Source organism: Pedobacter sp. AK013, from assembly GCF_014205835.1.
In the GTDB taxonomy this organism is placed as follows: domain Bacteria; phylum Bacteroidota; class Bacteroidia; order Sphingobacteriales; family Sphingobacteriaceae; genus Pedobacter.
On record NZ_JACHCQ010000014.1, the window covers coordinates 1 to 16,561 of the forward strand.

Annotated in this window: 16 protein-coding genes; 11 read left to right on the plus strand and 5 right to left on the minus strand. The window is 37.2% G+C overall.

From position 1 onward, the window contains the following. Nucleotides 1-182: 182 nt before the first annotated feature. Nucleotides 183-1,454 carry a serine--tRNA ligase gene (gene serS / locus HDC90_RS11010; protein ID WP_184466283.1) on the minus strand — a complete coding sequence of 424 codons (1,272 nt, stop codon included), beginning with the start codon at nucleotides 1,452-1,454 and terminating at the stop codon, nucleotides 183-185. 118 nt (nucleotides 1,455-1,572) lie between these two features. Here serS and rsmI point away from each other — a divergent pair, with 118 nt between their 5' ends. The 7 genes from rsmI (at nucleotide 1,573) to HDC90_RS11045 (ending at nucleotide 7,170) form a co-directional block, all read left to right on the plus strand. Next, a complete protein-coding gene (rsmI, locus tag HDC90_RS11015) occupies nucleotides 1,573-2,286 on the plus strand; it encodes a 16S rRNA (cytidine(1402)-2'-O)-methyltransferase (RefSeq protein ID WP_184466285.1) in 714 nt (237 codons plus the stop codon). Nucleotides 2,287-2,325: 39 nt separating this feature from the next. Continuing rightward, complete coding sequence (locus tag HDC90_RS11020) at nucleotides 2,326-2,979, plus strand: PH domain-containing protein (protein ID WP_184466287.1); 654 nt, start codon at nucleotides 2,326-2,328, stop codon at nucleotides 2,977-2,979. A 102-nt stretch (nucleotides 2,980-3,081) separates the two neighbouring features. Continuing rightward, complete coding sequence (gene lnt, locus HDC90_RS11025) at nucleotides 3,082-4,710, plus strand: apolipoprotein N-acyltransferase (protein ID WP_184466289.1); 1,629 nt, start codon at nucleotides 3,082-3,084, stop codon at nucleotides 4,708-4,710. After that, nucleotides 4,703-5,164 carry a DinB family protein gene (locus HDC90_RS11030; protein ID WP_184466291.1) on the plus strand — a complete coding sequence of 154 codons (462 nt, stop codon included), beginning with the start codon at nucleotides 4,703-4,705 and terminating at the stop codon, nucleotides 5,162-5,164. Before lnt ends, HDC90_RS11030 begins: the two co-directional genes overlap by 8 nt. A gap of 5 nt (nucleotides 5,165-5,169) precedes the next feature. Then, nucleotides 5,170-5,703, plus strand: a complete 534-nt coding sequence (gene lspA / locus HDC90_RS11035) for a signal peptidase II (RefSeq protein ID WP_184466293.1) — start codon at nucleotides 5,170-5,172, stop codon at nucleotides 5,701-5,703. A 108-nt stretch (nucleotides 5,704-5,811) separates the two neighbouring features. After that, on the plus strand, nucleotides 5,812-6,579 hold the full coding sequence (locus HDC90_RS11040; RefSeq protein WP_184466295.1) for a M57 family metalloprotease: 768 nt from the start codon (nucleotides 5,812-5,814) through the stop codon (nucleotides 6,577-6,579). A gap of 174 nt (nucleotides 6,580-6,753) precedes the next feature. Then, nucleotides 6,754-7,170: an OsmC family protein gene (locus HDC90_RS11045; protein ID WP_184466297.1), complete on the plus strand. Its 417-nt coding sequence runs from the start codon at nucleotides 6,754-6,756 to the stop codon at nucleotides 7,168-7,170. A gap of 154 nt (nucleotides 7,171-7,324) precedes the next feature. Here HDC90_RS11045 and HDC90_RS11050 read toward each other — a convergent pair whose 3' ends face one another. Continuing rightward, nucleotides 7,325-8,965 carry an NAD+ synthase gene (locus HDC90_RS11050; RefSeq protein ID WP_184466299.1) on the minus strand — a complete coding sequence of 547 codons (1,641 nt, stop codon included), beginning with the start codon at nucleotides 8,963-8,965 and terminating at the stop codon, nucleotides 7,325-7,327. A gap of 49 nt (nucleotides 8,966-9,014) precedes the next feature. Further along, nucleotides 9,015-9,689: a porin family protein gene (locus HDC90_RS11055; RefSeq protein ID WP_184466301.1), complete on the minus strand. Its 675-nt coding sequence runs from the start codon at nucleotides 9,687-9,689 to the stop codon at nucleotides 9,015-9,017. Nucleotides 9,690-9,719: 30 nt separating this feature from the next. Between HDC90_RS11055 and gldB the strand changes: the two genes are divergently transcribed. The 4 genes from gldB to HDC90_RS11075 all read left to right on the plus strand — a co-directional run bounded on the left by gldB (nucleotide 9,720) and on the right by HDC90_RS11075 (nucleotide 13,677). Beyond that, complete coding sequence (gldB, locus tag HDC90_RS11060) at nucleotides 9,720-10,754, plus strand: gliding motility lipoprotein GldB (RefSeq protein WP_184466303.1); 1,035 nt, start codon at nucleotides 9,720-9,722, stop codon at nucleotides 10,752-10,754. A 53-nt stretch (nucleotides 10,755-10,807) separates the two neighbouring features. After that, nucleotides 10,808-11,578, plus strand: coding sequence for a patatin-like phospholipase family protein (locus tag HDC90_RS11065; RefSeq protein ID WP_184466305.1), 771 nt, complete (start codon nucleotides 10,808-10,810; stop codon nucleotides 11,576-11,578). 313 nt (nucleotides 11,579-11,891) lie between these two features. Continuing rightward, entirely contained in the window at nucleotides 11,892-12,686 is a 795-nt protein-coding gene (locus HDC90_RS11070; RefSeq protein WP_184466307.1) for a M12 family metallopeptidase, read from the plus strand. A gap of 73 nt (nucleotides 12,687-12,759) precedes the next feature. Beyond that, the gene (locus HDC90_RS11075) at nucleotides 12,760-13,677 is read left to right on the plus strand and encodes an omptin family outer membrane protease (RefSeq protein ID WP_184466309.1); all 918 of its coding nucleotides are present in this window, start codon (nucleotides 12,760-12,762) and stop codon (nucleotides 13,675-13,677) included. Between the two features lie 47 nt (nucleotides 13,678-13,724). On the opposite strand, the gene HDC90_RS11080 is transcribed toward HDC90_RS11075, so the two are convergent. Both HDC90_RS11080 and gcvT read right to left on the minus strand, forming a co-directional pair. After that, the gene (locus tag HDC90_RS11080; protein WP_184466311.1) at nucleotides 13,725-14,444 is read right to left on the minus strand and encodes a 2-phosphosulfolactate phosphatase; all 720 of its coding nucleotides are present in this window, start codon (nucleotides 14,442-14,444) and stop codon (nucleotides 13,725-13,727) included. Nucleotides 14,445-14,520: 76 nt separating this feature from the next. Then, nucleotides 14,521-15,600 carry a glycine cleavage system aminomethyltransferase GcvT gene (gene gcvT, locus HDC90_RS11085; RefSeq protein WP_184466313.1) on the minus strand — a complete coding sequence of 360 codons (1,080 nt, stop codon included), beginning with the start codon at nucleotides 15,598-15,600 and terminating at the stop codon, nucleotides 14,521-14,523. Between the last annotated feature and the right edge of the window lie 961 nt (nucleotides 15,601-16,561).

Here is a 16,561-nt window from a genome sequence, read left to right on the forward strand (position 1 = left end):
TGTTTATTCGCATAAATCATAATTAGCTATTTACAAAGCTAATTCTGTTACCGAATTACTAAACCTTTACAATTGCGAGGAACGAAGCAATCTTATCCTTTTATTTCTTAAAAATGGGTTCTCATCATTTTGCTACAGCATTAAGATTGCTTCGTTCCTAAGCGATAACGATTTATCGAAGGTTAATCAATTATATCAAATCCGGTATACTTCACTAAAGCTTCCGGAATTTTAATTCCATTTTCGGTTTGGTAGTTTTCTAAAATCGATGCTACAATACGCGGTAAAGCTAATGCACTTCCGTTTAATGAGTGTGCAAGCTGTGCCTTACCTTCTTTTCCTTTAAAACGTAGTTTCAAACGGTTACTCTGGTACGTTTCGAAATTTGAAACAGAAGAAACTTCTAACCAGCGCTCTTGTGCAGCACTCCAAACCTCCATATCATAAGTCATGGCTGAGGTAAAGCCCATATCGCCACCACATAAGCGCAACACGCGGTAATGTAATCCTAGTTCCTGCAAAAGGGATTGCACATATTGGCTCATCTCTTCTAAAGTTTCGTAAGATTGATCAGGATGTGTAATCTGAACCACCTCAACCTTATCAAACTGATGTAGGCGGTTTAAACCACGTACATGGGCACCATATGACCCCGCTTCTCTACGGAAACAAGGGGTATAAGCCGTATTTTTAATAGGAAGATCCTCTTCTTTAATAATTACATCGCGGTATAAATTGGTTACCGGAACTTCGGCTGTTGGGATTAAATATAAATCATCAACAGTTGAATGATACATCTGTCCTTCTTTATCAGGTAACTGGCCTGTACCAAAACCAGAAGCCGCATTAACCAAATGAGGCACTTGCATTTCCTTATAACCCGCTGCAGTAGCATGATCTAAAAAGAAATTGATCAGCGCTCGTTGTAACCTCGCGCCTTTTCCTTTATATACCGGAAAACCAGCACCGGTAATTTTTACGCCCAGTTCGAAATCGATAATATCATATTTTGCAGCTAGCTCCCAATGCGGTAACGCTTTGCTTGGTAATTGAGCAGGCTCTCCATATGTTAAAACAATCTCGTTTTCTTCTGCAGTAGATCCAGGTTTTACCAAATGATAAGGCAGATTAGGTAATTGAACAACTAAATTGTGTTGAGCGGCTTCCAGCTCATTCAATTTATCACTCAGATTTTTAATATTTTCTTTATGAGAAGCTGTTTGCGCCTTAATTGCTTCGGCTTCTTCTTTTTTACCTGTACGCATTAAATCGCCAATCTGTTTGGCAGCTGCATTAGCCTCAGCAGAAATATTATCCAAGGAAGTTTGAGTGGAACGGCGGTCTTCATCAATTTTAATGATTTCATCTACCAGTTCTGGTTGTTTAAAATTACGGATACTTAAACGTTCTAAAACTTTCTCTCTATTTTCGCGGATATAGTTAACTTGCAGCATTATTTAATTTTTTAAGCAAAGATAATAATTAAGTCGTCATTGCGAACGCAGTGCGGCAATCTCTCAACAAAAAGATTGCTTCGTCGTTCCTCCTCGCAATAACAGATATTTGGAAAATATGGATGGTAAACTATTTCTCGTACCAACACCTATAGGCAATTTAGAGGATATGACCTTTAGGGCAATCCGTATACTAAAAGAATGCGATCTGATCCTCGCTGAAGATACCCGTACCAGTGCCCCGATGCTCAAACATTTTGGCATTGATAAAAGAGTTTTCTCACACCATCAGCACAATGAACATAAGGCAACTTCAGAAATTATCAAGTTTTTAAACGAAGGACAAAAAATTGCCCTGATATCTGATGCTGGAACACCTGCTATTTCTGATCCGGGTTTTTTCCTGGTACGCGAAGCCATTAAAAACGATGTCGCTGTAGAATGTTTGCCCGGTGCAACGGCTTTTGTACCTGCACTGGTTAATTCAGGTTTGCCTGCCGATGCATTTTGTTTCGAAGGTTTTTTACCAGTTAAAAAAGGCAGACAAACAAAGTTCAAAAAATTGGCCGAAGAAGACCGCACCATCATACTTTATGAAAGTCCGCACCGTTTATTAAAAACTTTGGAAGAGTTTGCACAATATTTGGGGGCCGATAGGCAGGCATCTGTAAGTAGAGAACTAACTAAAATGTTCGAAGAAACTGTTCGCGGAACTTTGGTAGAAATAAAATCACATTTTGAAAACAATACTTTAAAAGGAGAATTTGTAATTTGCATAGCGGGGAAACCCAATGTTAAAAGCAAAAACAAATATGAAGATGCCGAAGAGTAGCATCAAAAACGTAACCAACACAACAATTTTAAAAATATTATGATTAGCATAGATAGATTTCTGAGTGACGAACAAGACCCAAAAGCGGTTGAAAAAGTTATTGGAAAATTAAACGACCTTTTAACCACAGGCGAAGAACTTTTATATTTAGCCGTACAGAAAAAACCAGCAGTAAACTTGTTACCAGATAGCATCGCCATTTCGAACAAGCGTATTTTTTATTGCGAGCCAGGTAATTTAGGCTTAACCATGAACTTTAAAGACATTTCGTGGAAAAGCATTAAAGAGGTTTCATTTAAAGAAGAATTTTTTGGTTCTAAATTTATCTGTGTACCACAACATGGCGAAAATATCGTAACCGAATTTATTCCAAAAGTACAAGCGCGTAAATTGCATCAGGCTGCAAATCAGCAATTAGAAGAGTATAAGGAAATGCTCCGTCAGCAAAAACTGGAAGAAAACCGCGCAACGGCATCTCCCATAAATTTAAATGCACAGCCCCTTGCTGAAATTCCTGCTTACGAACCAACTCCTGAGCCAGTACAACCTGTTATTCAAATAGCTGAAGTGGTAGATGAGCCGGAAGACGAAACCACATTAAAATTACGCAAGCTTAAAACGCTGTACGATAAACACCTGATTACACAGGAAGAATACGAAGCCAAGAAAGCAAATATTTTGGATAGTTTGTAGGCAAGATACGTCACCCTGAATTTATTTCAGGGTCTTAATTCAACCTAAAAAACAGCATTTGAGATGCTGAAATAAATTCAGCATGACGACCTTGACACCTAAATGAACAAGAAACAAACCTACCTCCTCGCCCTCTTAAGTGCATTTTTACTTTGGCTAGCCTGGCCACCAATGCCTTTTACCACACCTTTGTTGTTAATTGGTTTGGTACCGTTATTCATTGCGCTTGATTCCATTTCGGGTAATGCCGAAAAAAAACAGGGAAAAAGAATTTTCCTGACTGCTGGTTTAACTTTTCTAGTCTGGAATACGGCATCAATTTATTGGGTATACAATGCTATAAGTGCTTATAATGGCCCGGCAGTTGCCCTCCCAGTTTCTTTAATTCCTTATGGATTGGGTGCACTTTTAATGACCTTTGCTTTTTGGTTATACTACAGGTTAAGTAAATATGTAAATAAAAAGATCGCGTACCTTGGGTTAATTGCCTTTTATATCGCTTTAGAATATCTGCAGCAAACCTGGGATTTGGCCTTCCCTTGGATGACATTAGGTAATGGTTTAGCAGGAATGCATCAGTTGGCGCAATGGTATGATTATACAGGTGTTTACGGAGGTTCGTTGTGGATTTTAGTGAGTAATATCCTGGCTTTTGAAGCTTATAAGAAATTAAAATCAGAAACAGGTTATTTAAGGTTTAGAACCACAGGAACCTGGGCTTTGGTGGTAATTATCCCCATCGGCATTTCATTAACCAAATACTTTACAGCAGAACAAAAAGGCACACCAAGTAATGTAGTAGTAGTTCAACCCAATATCGATCCCTATCAAAAGCTAGAAAATATTCCACCAGCTGAGCAGATTAAAATATTAACACACTTATCCGATTCGATTGGGCAAACCAACACCGAATATTTTATCTGGCCCGAAACGGCCATACCAAATTATGCTGATGAAGATAGGATCAGAAGCAATAACGATTTCATCACCCTGCAAAGCTTTTTATCAAAGTATAAAAACGGGACATTGATCACAGGTATAGAAAGTATTAAAATTTATCAGGATAAAAAAACAATCACCTCAAAATTTGATAATCAGCGGGGTATTTATCTTGATAATTTTAACACAGCCATGCAGGTAGAAAATTCTGCAAACGTTCAGTTTTACCATAAATCCAAATTGGTTCCTGGAGTAGAAAAAATGCCCTTCCCAAAAGTATTTTCATTTTTAGATGGTGTTTTTGCTCAATTAGGCGGAACTGTTGGCGGATGGGGTTGGCAAGATAAACCAAGTGTGCTTTATGCGCAAAGCGGTATTGGGGTTGCTCCTGTGGTTTGTTATGAAAGTTTATGGGGCGATTGGATTGGCGAGCAGGTTAAAGATGGTGCTCAATTTATCGCTATTATTACCAACGATGGCTGGTGGGGTAATACCTCTGGTAAAGACCAGCATATGATGTACGCCAAACTGAGAGCAATTGAAACCCATCGCGATGTGGCCCGCTCGGCCAATACCGGAATTTCTTGCTTCATTAACCAACGCGGAGATGTAACACAAAAAACCAAATGGTGGACCAGAACTGCAATTAAAGCAAACATTAATTTAAATGATGAAATTACCTTTTATGTCAAAAGCGGTGATATTATTGCAAAATTCTTTAGTCTTACAGCCATTCTTTTAGCTTTGATCATTCCATATAGAAAATGGATCAGGAAACCAGGCCATGCTTAAACAACAATACGATTTCATTTTATCATCCAGAAATACCCTATTAACTTACATCGGGAGCATTTCTGAACAGGATTTCTTAACCAACAACAGTTCGTTCAGCAGAAGATCTATCAGAAATTTATTGGTTCACATTTGCCAAACCTATTGTGCCTGGATTGGCGAAAGGGCTTTAAACATTAAACAGGAGTTTTTACCTTTCGAAAATTACCAGAACTTACACGACTGCCAAACTTATTTTAACCAGGTAAATGAATATATTGATTTATTTATCAAAAAATTTAAAGGAAATGAGCTGCAGGAAATGGAGTTGAACAGGAATGGAGAGATTTTAACAGTTAACCCATTAAAGTTGTTTACCCATGTTATTACCCACGAATTTCATCACAAAGGGCAAATCATGTCGTTAAGCAGGCATTTAGGTTACACACCGGTTGATGCCGATATTATCAGATAAAAATTATGCAAAACATAAAAAACCTCCGCTGGTCGGTATTGCTCTTGTTACTAGCCTTAAATTTTGGCTGCGATCAGATTTCTAAAAAAATTGCACGTACTGAGATTAGCGATTACGAACACATCAGTATCATAAAAGATCGCTTCACCTTAACCAGGGTAGAAAATACTGGTGCATTTTTAAGTTTAGGCGATCAGATGCCATATTTTTTCAGGTTAATCATTTTAACAGGTTTGCCGCTACTATTTTTGTGTTACGGCCTATATTACCTCTTCGCTAAAAAGAATCTCCCTGTTACCATGCAGGTTGCCCTGTGTTTCTTAATAGGTGGTGGTATCGGGAACCTTTATGATAGGATTATATATGGATCGGTTACCGATTTTATGCACATGGACTTTTATATTTTCCAAACGGGAGTTTTTAATTTTGCTGATATTTCCATCATGATCGGAATAGGGATCTTGCTTTTTCAATCCATTAAAAGCAATGCTACAAAACAGCATATAGATCAGGAGCAGTTAGACCATAATGCTGATTAAAAATACAAAATTAACGTATTAAACATACGTATTTGTGTTTTTTATATTATATTTAATGATGTAATACTCAGTTACAGCAAATTACGATCTAAACTAAAAACCTAAACTATGAAAAACCTATTTAAAAAGACTATGCTGATTGCATTGCTCTCAGTAGTGGTAATCTCCTGCTCGAAGAAAAATGAGATACCAGCAGATCAGGAAAAAGAAACCGTTCAAAATCAAAAAGTTCTTGCTTACATCAAAAATCTTGGATTTTCTGATGCGCAGATTGTAGAAAGTGGAGATAATTATGTCGTGGATGGCGATATCGTATTCAGCAAAAATATGGAAGTTCCTGCCGATAATGGAAAACCGATTACCGAACAGTATTATAATGGAAATATTGTAACCAACAGTACTAACATCCGCGTTAAAATCGACCCGTCTATAACCAGTATGACCAGTGAAATTAATTCTGCTATTAACCAATGGAATACAGTACCGAACTCGAAACTCAAATTTGTAATCACAACCGGTACGGTATATGATATCCTGATTAAGGTTGATAATACCATTGGAAGTTCTACATGCGGACAGGCATACCTATCAACCTCAAACGGTAAGGCTGGTAATACGGTTTGGATTAATCAGAACCTGATTCAAAACAATTCTTTTGCACAACGTACGAGAACCATCACTCATGAATTTGGGCATACCATTTCATTTAAACACACCAACCAATCTACAACCATTAATGTTCCAGGGGTTGGCGGAACCGATGCACTATCATTAATGAATGGTGGACAATGTGGAAGTGGGGTGCTACTGTTTTATCAGCAAAAGATAAACAGGCTACCGCAGTATTGTACCCTTTATAATTTAAAAATCAGATAAATAACCTCAAAAGATCGTAAATGCAATAGAAGCTGTTTCTCTGAAGCAGCTTCTTTTTTGAAATAATATTTGAAAATGATTTTAACACAAGGATTTCTTAACAAAGAATTGCCACCTTTAAACAAACATATTTTTATCTTTAGGTGTTAAACAATCTAAAAATAAAATCCAATCATGAAAAGAAATGCAACGGCCGTATGGCAAGGTTCAATTAAAGAAGGTAACGGTAACATCACAACCCAGAGTACCACTTTAAATCATACTCAATATTCTTTTAATTCCCGCTTTGCAGAAGGTGTTGGTACTAATCCAGAAGAATTAATTGCTGCTGCACACGCAGGCTGTTTTACCATGAAATTATCTGCTAACTTAACTGAGGCAGGATTTACAGCTGATAAATTGGAAACTAAATGCGAAATCAACCTTGATCCATCTAAAGGTGAAATTGTAGAATCGCATTTAACCTTAACTGCTTCTGTGCCTGATTTAACGCAGGAAAAGTTCGATGAGCTGGTAGCTGATGCAGAAAAAAACTGCCCGATATCTAAATTATTAAACACTACCATTACGGTTGATGCTACTTTAGTATAAAGCACTGTCATGCTGAGGCACGAAGCATCTGCCCAATAGCCTGTAGATGCTTCGTGCCTCAGCATGACAGCAGTTTTTAGTTGCCCTTGCGTAATCGGCCGTTCACAATTTAAACGATTAACCGCTTAACCAGTCAACCAACAATCAAACCAACCTAAGCCATATACTTCCCTACAATCGGCATTCTTCTTCCCATACCAAATGCTTTTGGCGATACCCTTAAAATAGGTGGTGTTTGATAACGTTTAAATTCTGCAATATTTACCATTTTTAGAACCCGCAGTACCAATGCTTCATCAAAACCCTGAGCAATGATGGCTTTCGAGCCCTGTTTCTTTTCAATGTGCTGATATAATATTTTATCCAGAATTTCATATTCAGGTAACGAATCTGAATCTTTTTGGTCGGGCCTTAACTCTGCTGATGGTGGTTTAACAATAGTATTGATCGGGATAATTTCCCTTTCTTTATTAATGTACCTCGCCAACTCAAAAACCTGCATTTTATACACATCGCCAATTACACCAATAGCACCACACATATCGCCATACAGTGTGCCATACCCCACGGCGCATTCGCTTTTATTAGAAGTATTCAACAAAATATAGCCAAACTTATTACTCATAGCCATATTAATAATACCACGGATACGGGCCTGGATATTTTCTTCAGTAAGGTTAAAAGGTAAGCCTTTAAAAGCTGGGGCCAATATATGATCAAAAGCTTCTGCAACCTCTTTAATCGGCACAATTTCATGCATGCAACCAATATTGTTAACCAAATCTAAAGCATCCTGAACAGAGTGATCAGAAGAGAATTTAGAAGGCATCAAAACGGCCATAACATTCTCTGGGCCTAATGCACGGCAAGCTAAGGCACAAACCACAGCTGAATCAATTCCGCCAGACAGCCCTAAAACGGCTTTACCAAAACCAGATTTCCTAAAATAGTCTTTTATCCCTAAAATCAAAGCATCATGAATCTGTTCAATATCTGTTAATCTCTCAGATTGGGGATATTTATTTCGCACATTTTCAACCTCTTCCAGGTCAAAAACCTGAAGATCTTCTTCAAAATACTTCATTTCTGCCTTCATGGTTCCATCAGCATCGAAAACCAAAGAACCGCCATCAAAAATAATTTCTGTCTGTGCGCCAACCTGGTTTACATAAAATACGGGTAGGTTATACTTTTTTGCATTATCGGCCAATACTTTTATACGTTCATCATCGTGGGTATAGGAGAAAGGAGATGCTGCAATATTAATCATTATATCGGGCTGCTGCTTAATCAGCTCATCCATTGGATTTGACACATATAGCGGATTATCATTAATATTCCATAGGTCTTCGCAAATGGTTAAAGCAATTTTTTTACCCTTAAAATCGATACAGTTAAATCGTGTGGCAGGTTCGAAATAGCGATATTCATCAAACACATCATAAGTTGGCAACAGTGCTTTTTTAACCACAGCCTTAACTTTTCCTTCTTCAATAAAATAGGCTGCATTGAATAGGTCTTTTCCCTGCAAAACTTCATTTTTAATCGGCAAGCCAACAATACAAGCAATATCTTTACAATGTTTGGCTATTTCCTGAGCAGCAGTTTCGCACAATGCGATAAACTCATCGAACTCCAAAAAATCTCTTGGCGGGTAACCACAGATAGCCAGTTCAGCAAAAACAACCAAATCAGCTCCTTTATCTTTCGCCAATTGAATATTTTCGGCTATTTTTTTAGTATTGGCCTCAAAGTTTCCGATATGGTAATTAAGTTGTGCTAGTGCTATTTTCATGTTTAATGTATCAAGTAGTGAGTATCAAGTATCAAGACAAATATCCCGATTAAAAGAATACGCCGAAATTAAGCGCTAAATAATGATTTCTAACATCTCTGGCTTTATCTGTTACGATATTGGTGAAACCATTATTAAAAGTTAAACCGGCAACAATACTGGTATTACCTGAAATATCAAATTCGCCACCACCACCGATAATTAATCCGGCACGATAAAATTTAATGTTATCAGATACATTTAAATTATCGCCAACAACTGTTCCTCCTGTTACAGCGTCCTGTTTAGCGCTGATGTTGATTGAATTTGATAATCCAAACTGGCCATACCAGCGTTTTCCATCAGTCTTTACCGTTTTTAGCTTAATGGTTAAAGGTAAGTCTACATATTGTAGTTTATATTTTAAATCGTAAGCTTTTGGTGTTGTACTGCCACTGCTTGCGTAATAAGGTAAAACATTTGCCTCCGTACTTTTACCATTAATTGAGGTGATGGTTAGTGCAGTAGAAAAACTATAATTCGGAGCAAAATTAAAATCACCAATTAATCCATAAGAAAAACCCAAAGCTACTCCGTCTGTTTTCCCCTGCTCGGGTTTAATCCAACCAAATGTTGGTGTAGCCGTTAAACCTAACCTAAAGCCGTAACTGGTTAAAGGAGAATTTTGCGCCCATGCGCCAATACTTAAAAGAGACAAAATTAAAATGGTCGATATTCTTTTCATGCTATAGGTGTTTATATATATTTGTTGTACATGATTTATAACGTAAAACACTGGCAAATTTATCTAATTTTTCTTTTTGCCATCACATTTATTTCCTGCAAGCAAAGCAACAGGCCTGATGTAAGTAACATACAGATAAACATTAAAATAGAAAGATTTGATAACGAGCTATTTGCCGGAAAAAATAAAGATGTTATTGCCGTAGATAAACAACTTGCTTCGAAGTATGGCATGTTCTATGACGATTTTATCCACCGGATTTTAGACAGTAAATATTCAAGCACCGAATCGTTAACCAATTTATACCACGATCAGGCCTATACCGATCTAAGTAAAGAAGTAGATAGCGTTTTTCCAAACTTAAAAGTACAGGAAGAGGGATTAAACGAGACTTTTAAATACATTAAATACTATTATCCAAAAGCTAAAATTCCAAAATTTATTTCTTTTGCATCAGGTTTTGCTTACCAAATGCCAGTGGGCGATAGTTATTTGGGTATTGGCTTGGATATGTTCCTTGGCAAAGACAGTAAATTTTACAGGGCTATTGTGCAAAGTGTACCCTTATACCTCTCGAGAAGATTTACGCCTGAATATATTGTGCCGCGTGTGGCCGAAACATATGCCCACGAGGAACTTTTTGCTGAGCCTGATGATAATAGAACCCTGTTATCTAAAATGATTTTCCAGGGAAAGATTTTATATTTTCTAGATCAGGTATTGCCCGAAAACATAGCCGATTCTACCAAAATTGGATACACTCAGCAACAATTGGATTGGGCGCAAAATTTTGAAGGTGATATTTGGGCATATTTTTTGGAGAACAATTATTTATATGAAACCGATTACCAAAAGATCCAGGTATTTTTATCAGAAGGACCTTTTACCCCTGGTTTAGGCGAAAATAGAGATTCGGCACCAAAATTGGGTGTATGGACAGGCTGGCAAATTGTAAGGAAATATATGAAAGCACACCCTGATGTTACTTTACAACAGTTAATGGCAGATAATGACGCACAGCGGATTTTAAATCAATCGAAGTATAAACCGAAACAACGGAAATAGTTTGCCGTTGCCAGTTAACCGATTAATCAGTTTAAACAATTAACCTCAAAAAAATGAAAGTTGGCATTGTATTATCAGGCGGAGGTATTAGGGGAATAGCGCATTTAGGCGTTTTAAAAGCCTTTAGCAATTTGGGCATTACCTTTAGTCATATTAGCGGTACCAGCGCAGGTGCAATAGCGGGAGCCTTTTTTGCAGCAGGCATAGATCCGGAAGAGGGATTAAATATTTTCTTAAAAACAAAACTTTGGCGCTTTGTGAGACCGGCTGTAGGCTCATTAGGTTTAATTAATATAGAAAACACAGCTTTAATTTTAAAGGAATACTTTCCTGACGATACCATTGAGAAGCTTAAAATTCCACTAACCATTGCCGCAGTAAATTTTAGTGAAGGCCGATTGGTTTATTTTACAAAGGGACCACTTATTAGGGCCATTCATGCCTCTAGTTGTATACCTGGCATTTTTAAACCCATTATGATTGATGGTCAGATGTATGTGGATGGCGGCATTTTAAATAATTTCCCGGTTGAACCTTTAATGGATGACTGCGATTTCATTATAGGCTCTTCCTGTAACCATCTTAAGCCCGTTGATAAAATTACAGGTATTACCAATTTAATGGGCCGTGCAGGCATAATGTCTATCAACCACGACATGGAAAGAAAAGCTAAATTCTGTAATGTATTAATAGAACCAAAAGGTTTAGGAGCCATTAGTACATTCGACATGAAACGTGCAGAAGATATTTATTGGCTGGCACACGAAGAAGCGCTAATTACAATTAAAAACAGTCCTACAATTTCTGAATTAATTACCAAATAAGGTTAATCCAAATATCATCTTCGTTCAAATTGTAATATTAAGAATACATATATATAATTTTATTAGATATTAAAAAGAGTGTAAATAATACACTCATGCAATAAAAATATTACATTTCTCTTGGCAGTAACATATTAATATTTTACTTTAGGATTATACTTCACATATGTGGAGGAAAATAACCTAAATGTCTATCTATGTTTTTCAACCTAATTATTCTTTTCCAAAGAAGAAGAATTCCTGTGTTCACAATTTTCTAACCTGATTTCCAGCCAAAAACAGATCATTATTTTTTACCTAAAAAACCTAAAACATGAAATTTTTAAAATTAAATAAAACCTTATTAACAGCCCTTGTGCTAACTACAGTATTATACGCCTGTAAAAAAGAAAGACCAACAGAAACTGCAGATTTAGAAAAACCAGAAATAGCTGCTGTTAATCCGCTTGGTAATATTCAGATCTGTACAGAAAGATCTTTAGATGGTACTACCCCAAGAGGTGCCGTTCTAAAATCCACAAAATGGACTCCTGGAACTACAATTAAAGTAAGTTTAAATGGAAGCACTTCGGCCATCAGAACCAAAGTGATCCAGTATGCCAGAGAATGGGAACAATACGCTAACATTAAATTCAATTTTGTAACAAACGATAATACCGCTAAAATCAGGGTAAGTTTCGTAAGCGGAGACGGATCTTGGTCTTACATTGGAAAATCTACGCCGAGCACTGGCGCTACCATGAACTTTGGTTGGTTAACCGCAAGTACAGCAGATTCGGAGTATAGCCGTGTGGTAATACACGAATTTGGTCACGCTTTGGGTATGATCCATGAACATCAGCACCCTTTGGTTGCTATTCCTTGGGATAAACCAGCCGTTTACGCTTATTACGCAGCTGCTCCAAATTACTGGACACAGGCAGATGTTGACAATAATATATTTGCAAAATACAGTACTACCCAAACCAATTATAGCGCTTATGATAAATATTCGATCATGCACTATTCGGTTCCAAATGAATTAACCATTGGTGATTACGAAGTGGGATGGAATACCGTATTATCTCCTACTGATAAGACATTTATCGCCTCAGTATATCCATTTTAGAAAATAAATAATTACACATAGTGGTATAATTGGCCACTATGTGTATTTTACTGCTATAAAATAAAAAATAGATATGCGCATCGCTTTACGGATTCCATTTGTCAAACAATTTTTAGCCTGCCTAACCCTTGTTCTATCCTGTAAAGTCGCATGCGCTCAAGATAGCCCATACAAGTGGAACGTAAAGCCTTATATTAGTCTCCAGCAATCTAAATTTGATTGGTCTATTGCAGGCAATGCAGCCGGAGCTAATCCAAATATATTATCAGAATTAATCTGGAAAAATCTTAAAGGACCTGGTTTTGGATTAGATATCAAATACAACATTACCAATCGATTCAGTATTAAAGCCACCAATCAATATAGCAGCATAACCAAGGGCGAAGCGGAGGATACCGATTATGCAGAAGATAACCGACAAAGTGCTTTTTATTTTGATCTGCTCAACGCAAATAAAGGTTACTTATACGATGCCAGTTTACAGCTCAGTTATCAACTTCTAAAATTTGGAGAATTTAACATCAATCCTATTGTTGGCCTGTCATATAATCAGCAAAAATTCCACCTATTAGAAAGTGCAAATAACCTGGATAGTAAAGGCTTAAACTCTACATATGAAGCAAGATATAAAGGCTTCGACTTTGGAACAGAACTTGTTCTTAAAACACAGAAATTTAGTATCGGCGCTACAGTTTTAGGCGGTTTTTATAATTATTCTGCAAAAGCTAACTGGAATTTAATCCCTAATTTTGCAAAACCGGTAAGTTTTACACATAAAGCAAACTCCTTTTCACTAAGTGGCGATATTAACCTGGCTGTGCCATTAAACAAGAGTTTACGGGTAGAGGTTGACTATAAAATCAATAACATCAACACTTATTCGGGCGTAGATAAAGCGTTTTTTGTTAACAAACCAACCGAAGAAACCCAATTTAACGGCGCAAATTTTAGAAAAAATGCAATATTATTGGGTTTAAACTTCAGCTTCTAAGATTAGTTTTACACTGTTCAGAGGTCTCGTGTGTAACAGGGACCATACTAATTAGTTTTTAAGGCCACCAAACGTTCACCCTCCAATACCGGAATTGTTTTGCACAGATTTAGCTGCAAACAGAAAACAACATCTTCCTCTATATTCAATTGAGCCAAGCGATGGCTATGCGATGATTTGTGAAGGTATTTCCTCAGATCTGCTTTAGCTAAAGCATATAAATCTTCAGCAGCAACACTGGAATCATCAAAATGTTCGAAATTTTGGCGGAGATTAGTTACCACCGCACCTGCAAAAAGGGTATCCTCTAAATTGAACTGATCTTTCCAGCCTGCACAAAGCAAAAGCACATTTTTATCCTGGCTTTTCAAATAACTGCAAAGTGAGTCTAAGTTCAGGAAAGATCCAATTACAACCTGGTAGGCCCTTTTCTGTGCCAAATGCAAAGCTTTAGTTCCATTTGTAGTAGTTAAAACAACCGTTTTTCCATTTACCTTTTCGCGGGTATAAGAGAATGGCGAATTGCCAAAATCATAACCTGCTACCACCTCTCCATTTCTTTCTGCTGCCAATAAAAATCCGCTATCACGATAGTTTAAGCAATCTTCTACATTAGCCACAGGGATGATTGCTTCAGCACCATTATCTATCCCGTAGGTAATAGATGAAGTGGCTCTTAAAATATCAATAACCACCACAATACTCTGCTCTATATCGTATAAATCGATCAAAGCCGGAGTTAAACATACTTCTATTTTTTTTGACATTTGGGGAGTATTAAAGTATCAAGTAGTTAGTAGCAAGACAAATTCATCTTGCTACTAACTACTTGATACTCTTTAACTATTTATAAAAAGGAAACTTAACCACCTTGGCTTTAATTGGCGTATTGCGGATTAAAATAAAAACTTCAGTTCCTTCTTTAGCGAAATCTTTTGCAACGTAGCCCATACCTATTGCTTTTTGCAAAGAAGGTGCCTGGGTACCAGAGGTTACTTTACCGATAATATTTCCTTCGGCATCAGCAATTTCATAATCATGGCGCGGAATACCACGATCGATCATCTCGAAACCAATCAATTTCTTTTGAATACCCGCTTCTTTTTGTGCTAACAAAGCTTCTGAGTTGGTAAAAGATTTAGAAAATTTAGTAATCCAACCTAAACCGGCTTCAATTGGCGAAGTTGTATCATCAATATCATTTCCGTATAAACAGAAACCCATTTCTAAACGTAAAGTATCACGCGCACCTAGGCCAATTGGCTTAATATTATACGGCGCACCAGCTTCAAAAATGGCATCCCAGATCTGATCAGCATATTGGTTTTCGAAATAAATCTCAAAGCCACCTGCACCGGTATAACCTGTTGCAGAAATAACTACGTTATTAACGCCAGCAAAAGTCCCTTTAACGAAAGTGTAATATTCCATTGATGCTAAATCAACATCAGTTAAGCTTTGTAAAGCATCTGCCGCTTTGGGCCCTTGAATAGCCAAAAGAGAAGTTTGATCAGAAATATTGTGCATTTCAACAGCTTTCGAATTGAATTGTTGAATCCAGTTCCAATCTTTTTCGATGTTAGAGGCATTTACCACTAACATATAGGTTTTATCATCTATTTTGTAAACCAATAGATCATCAACAATACCACCGTCTTTGTTTGGCAGGCAAGAATACTGAACTTTTCCATCGTATAATTTAGAAGCGTCGTTACTGGTTACACGTTGAATAAGATCTAATGCGTTTTCACCTTTAAGAATAAACTCGCCCATGTGGCTTACATCAAAAACACCTACACCGTTACGAACAGTTGCATGTTCGGCATTAATACCTTCGTAAGTAACAGGCATATTGTAACCTGCAAATGGAACCATTTTAGCGCCTAAAGCGATATGTTTTTCTGTTAATGCGGTGTTTTTCATCCGTAAATTTATTTTTTTTGATAATGAAGCAATTACAATTTAAAGTCTTAGATATGACGATTTCATTCTTATTCTTCGTGGGGCAAAACTACTAAGAAAAAGACAAAATTTTGAGGTTAATTTTAAGGAGTTTTTTAGACTGAAATCAGTTTTAACTAAGGCATCACAGCCTGCGGAAATCTTGATTTTAGGTCTTATTTAATTACATAAAAATCAACGTGAAAGACAACAAATTATACCCCTGCCATTTTAAGTTTCGGACAATTCGGATACAGGCGAAGGAAGGAAATACTGATTTGGAGCGCACTGCCTGTATTAAACAATAAGCTTCATCCCGTTTTCCGCTTTTACGCTTCGCTTCCTCGTACCTCGTTGCTGCAGGGTAATGCTTCAACCGGGGCTAATAGGCAAAGACAGCATTTCATTTTTTGAGATTGCAGGCTGCACAAATCCCTTGTTTCTAAACCCGTATTGGAGCGGACACGGAGTGCAACGGAGTAAAGCATAAAGCGGGACCAAACCACGCCAAGAACCACTACCTATTCCTTTCCAAATAATAAACATACCAATCACTAGAAAAAATCGCAAATAATTGCCCTTCGACTACGCTACCATTGACGTTATTTGGTAACTCATTAATATTTAACACATTACATTAACCCCTGCATTTCCGCCCAGCTGGGCCATAGCACAGCATCTCCGTTTCACTTAAACCCGGCCTAACAAATTTTTCGGACTGCACTGCCCAAGCCAACCTAGTAGCTTCGAAAGAAAACGGCAAAGCCCTCATGAATGCAGCTGAAAGCCACAAAAACAAATGAATAAATTTTCAGCCGGTGTTTTATTAATGGTTTTCTATTGCTTTCATTTGTATTAATGAGCTCGGCAATGCCTCGGTTTTGTTTCTTTTTGACACCAAAAAGAAAGAAGCCTGTCCGGCTAGGACTAATAAAACACCCCG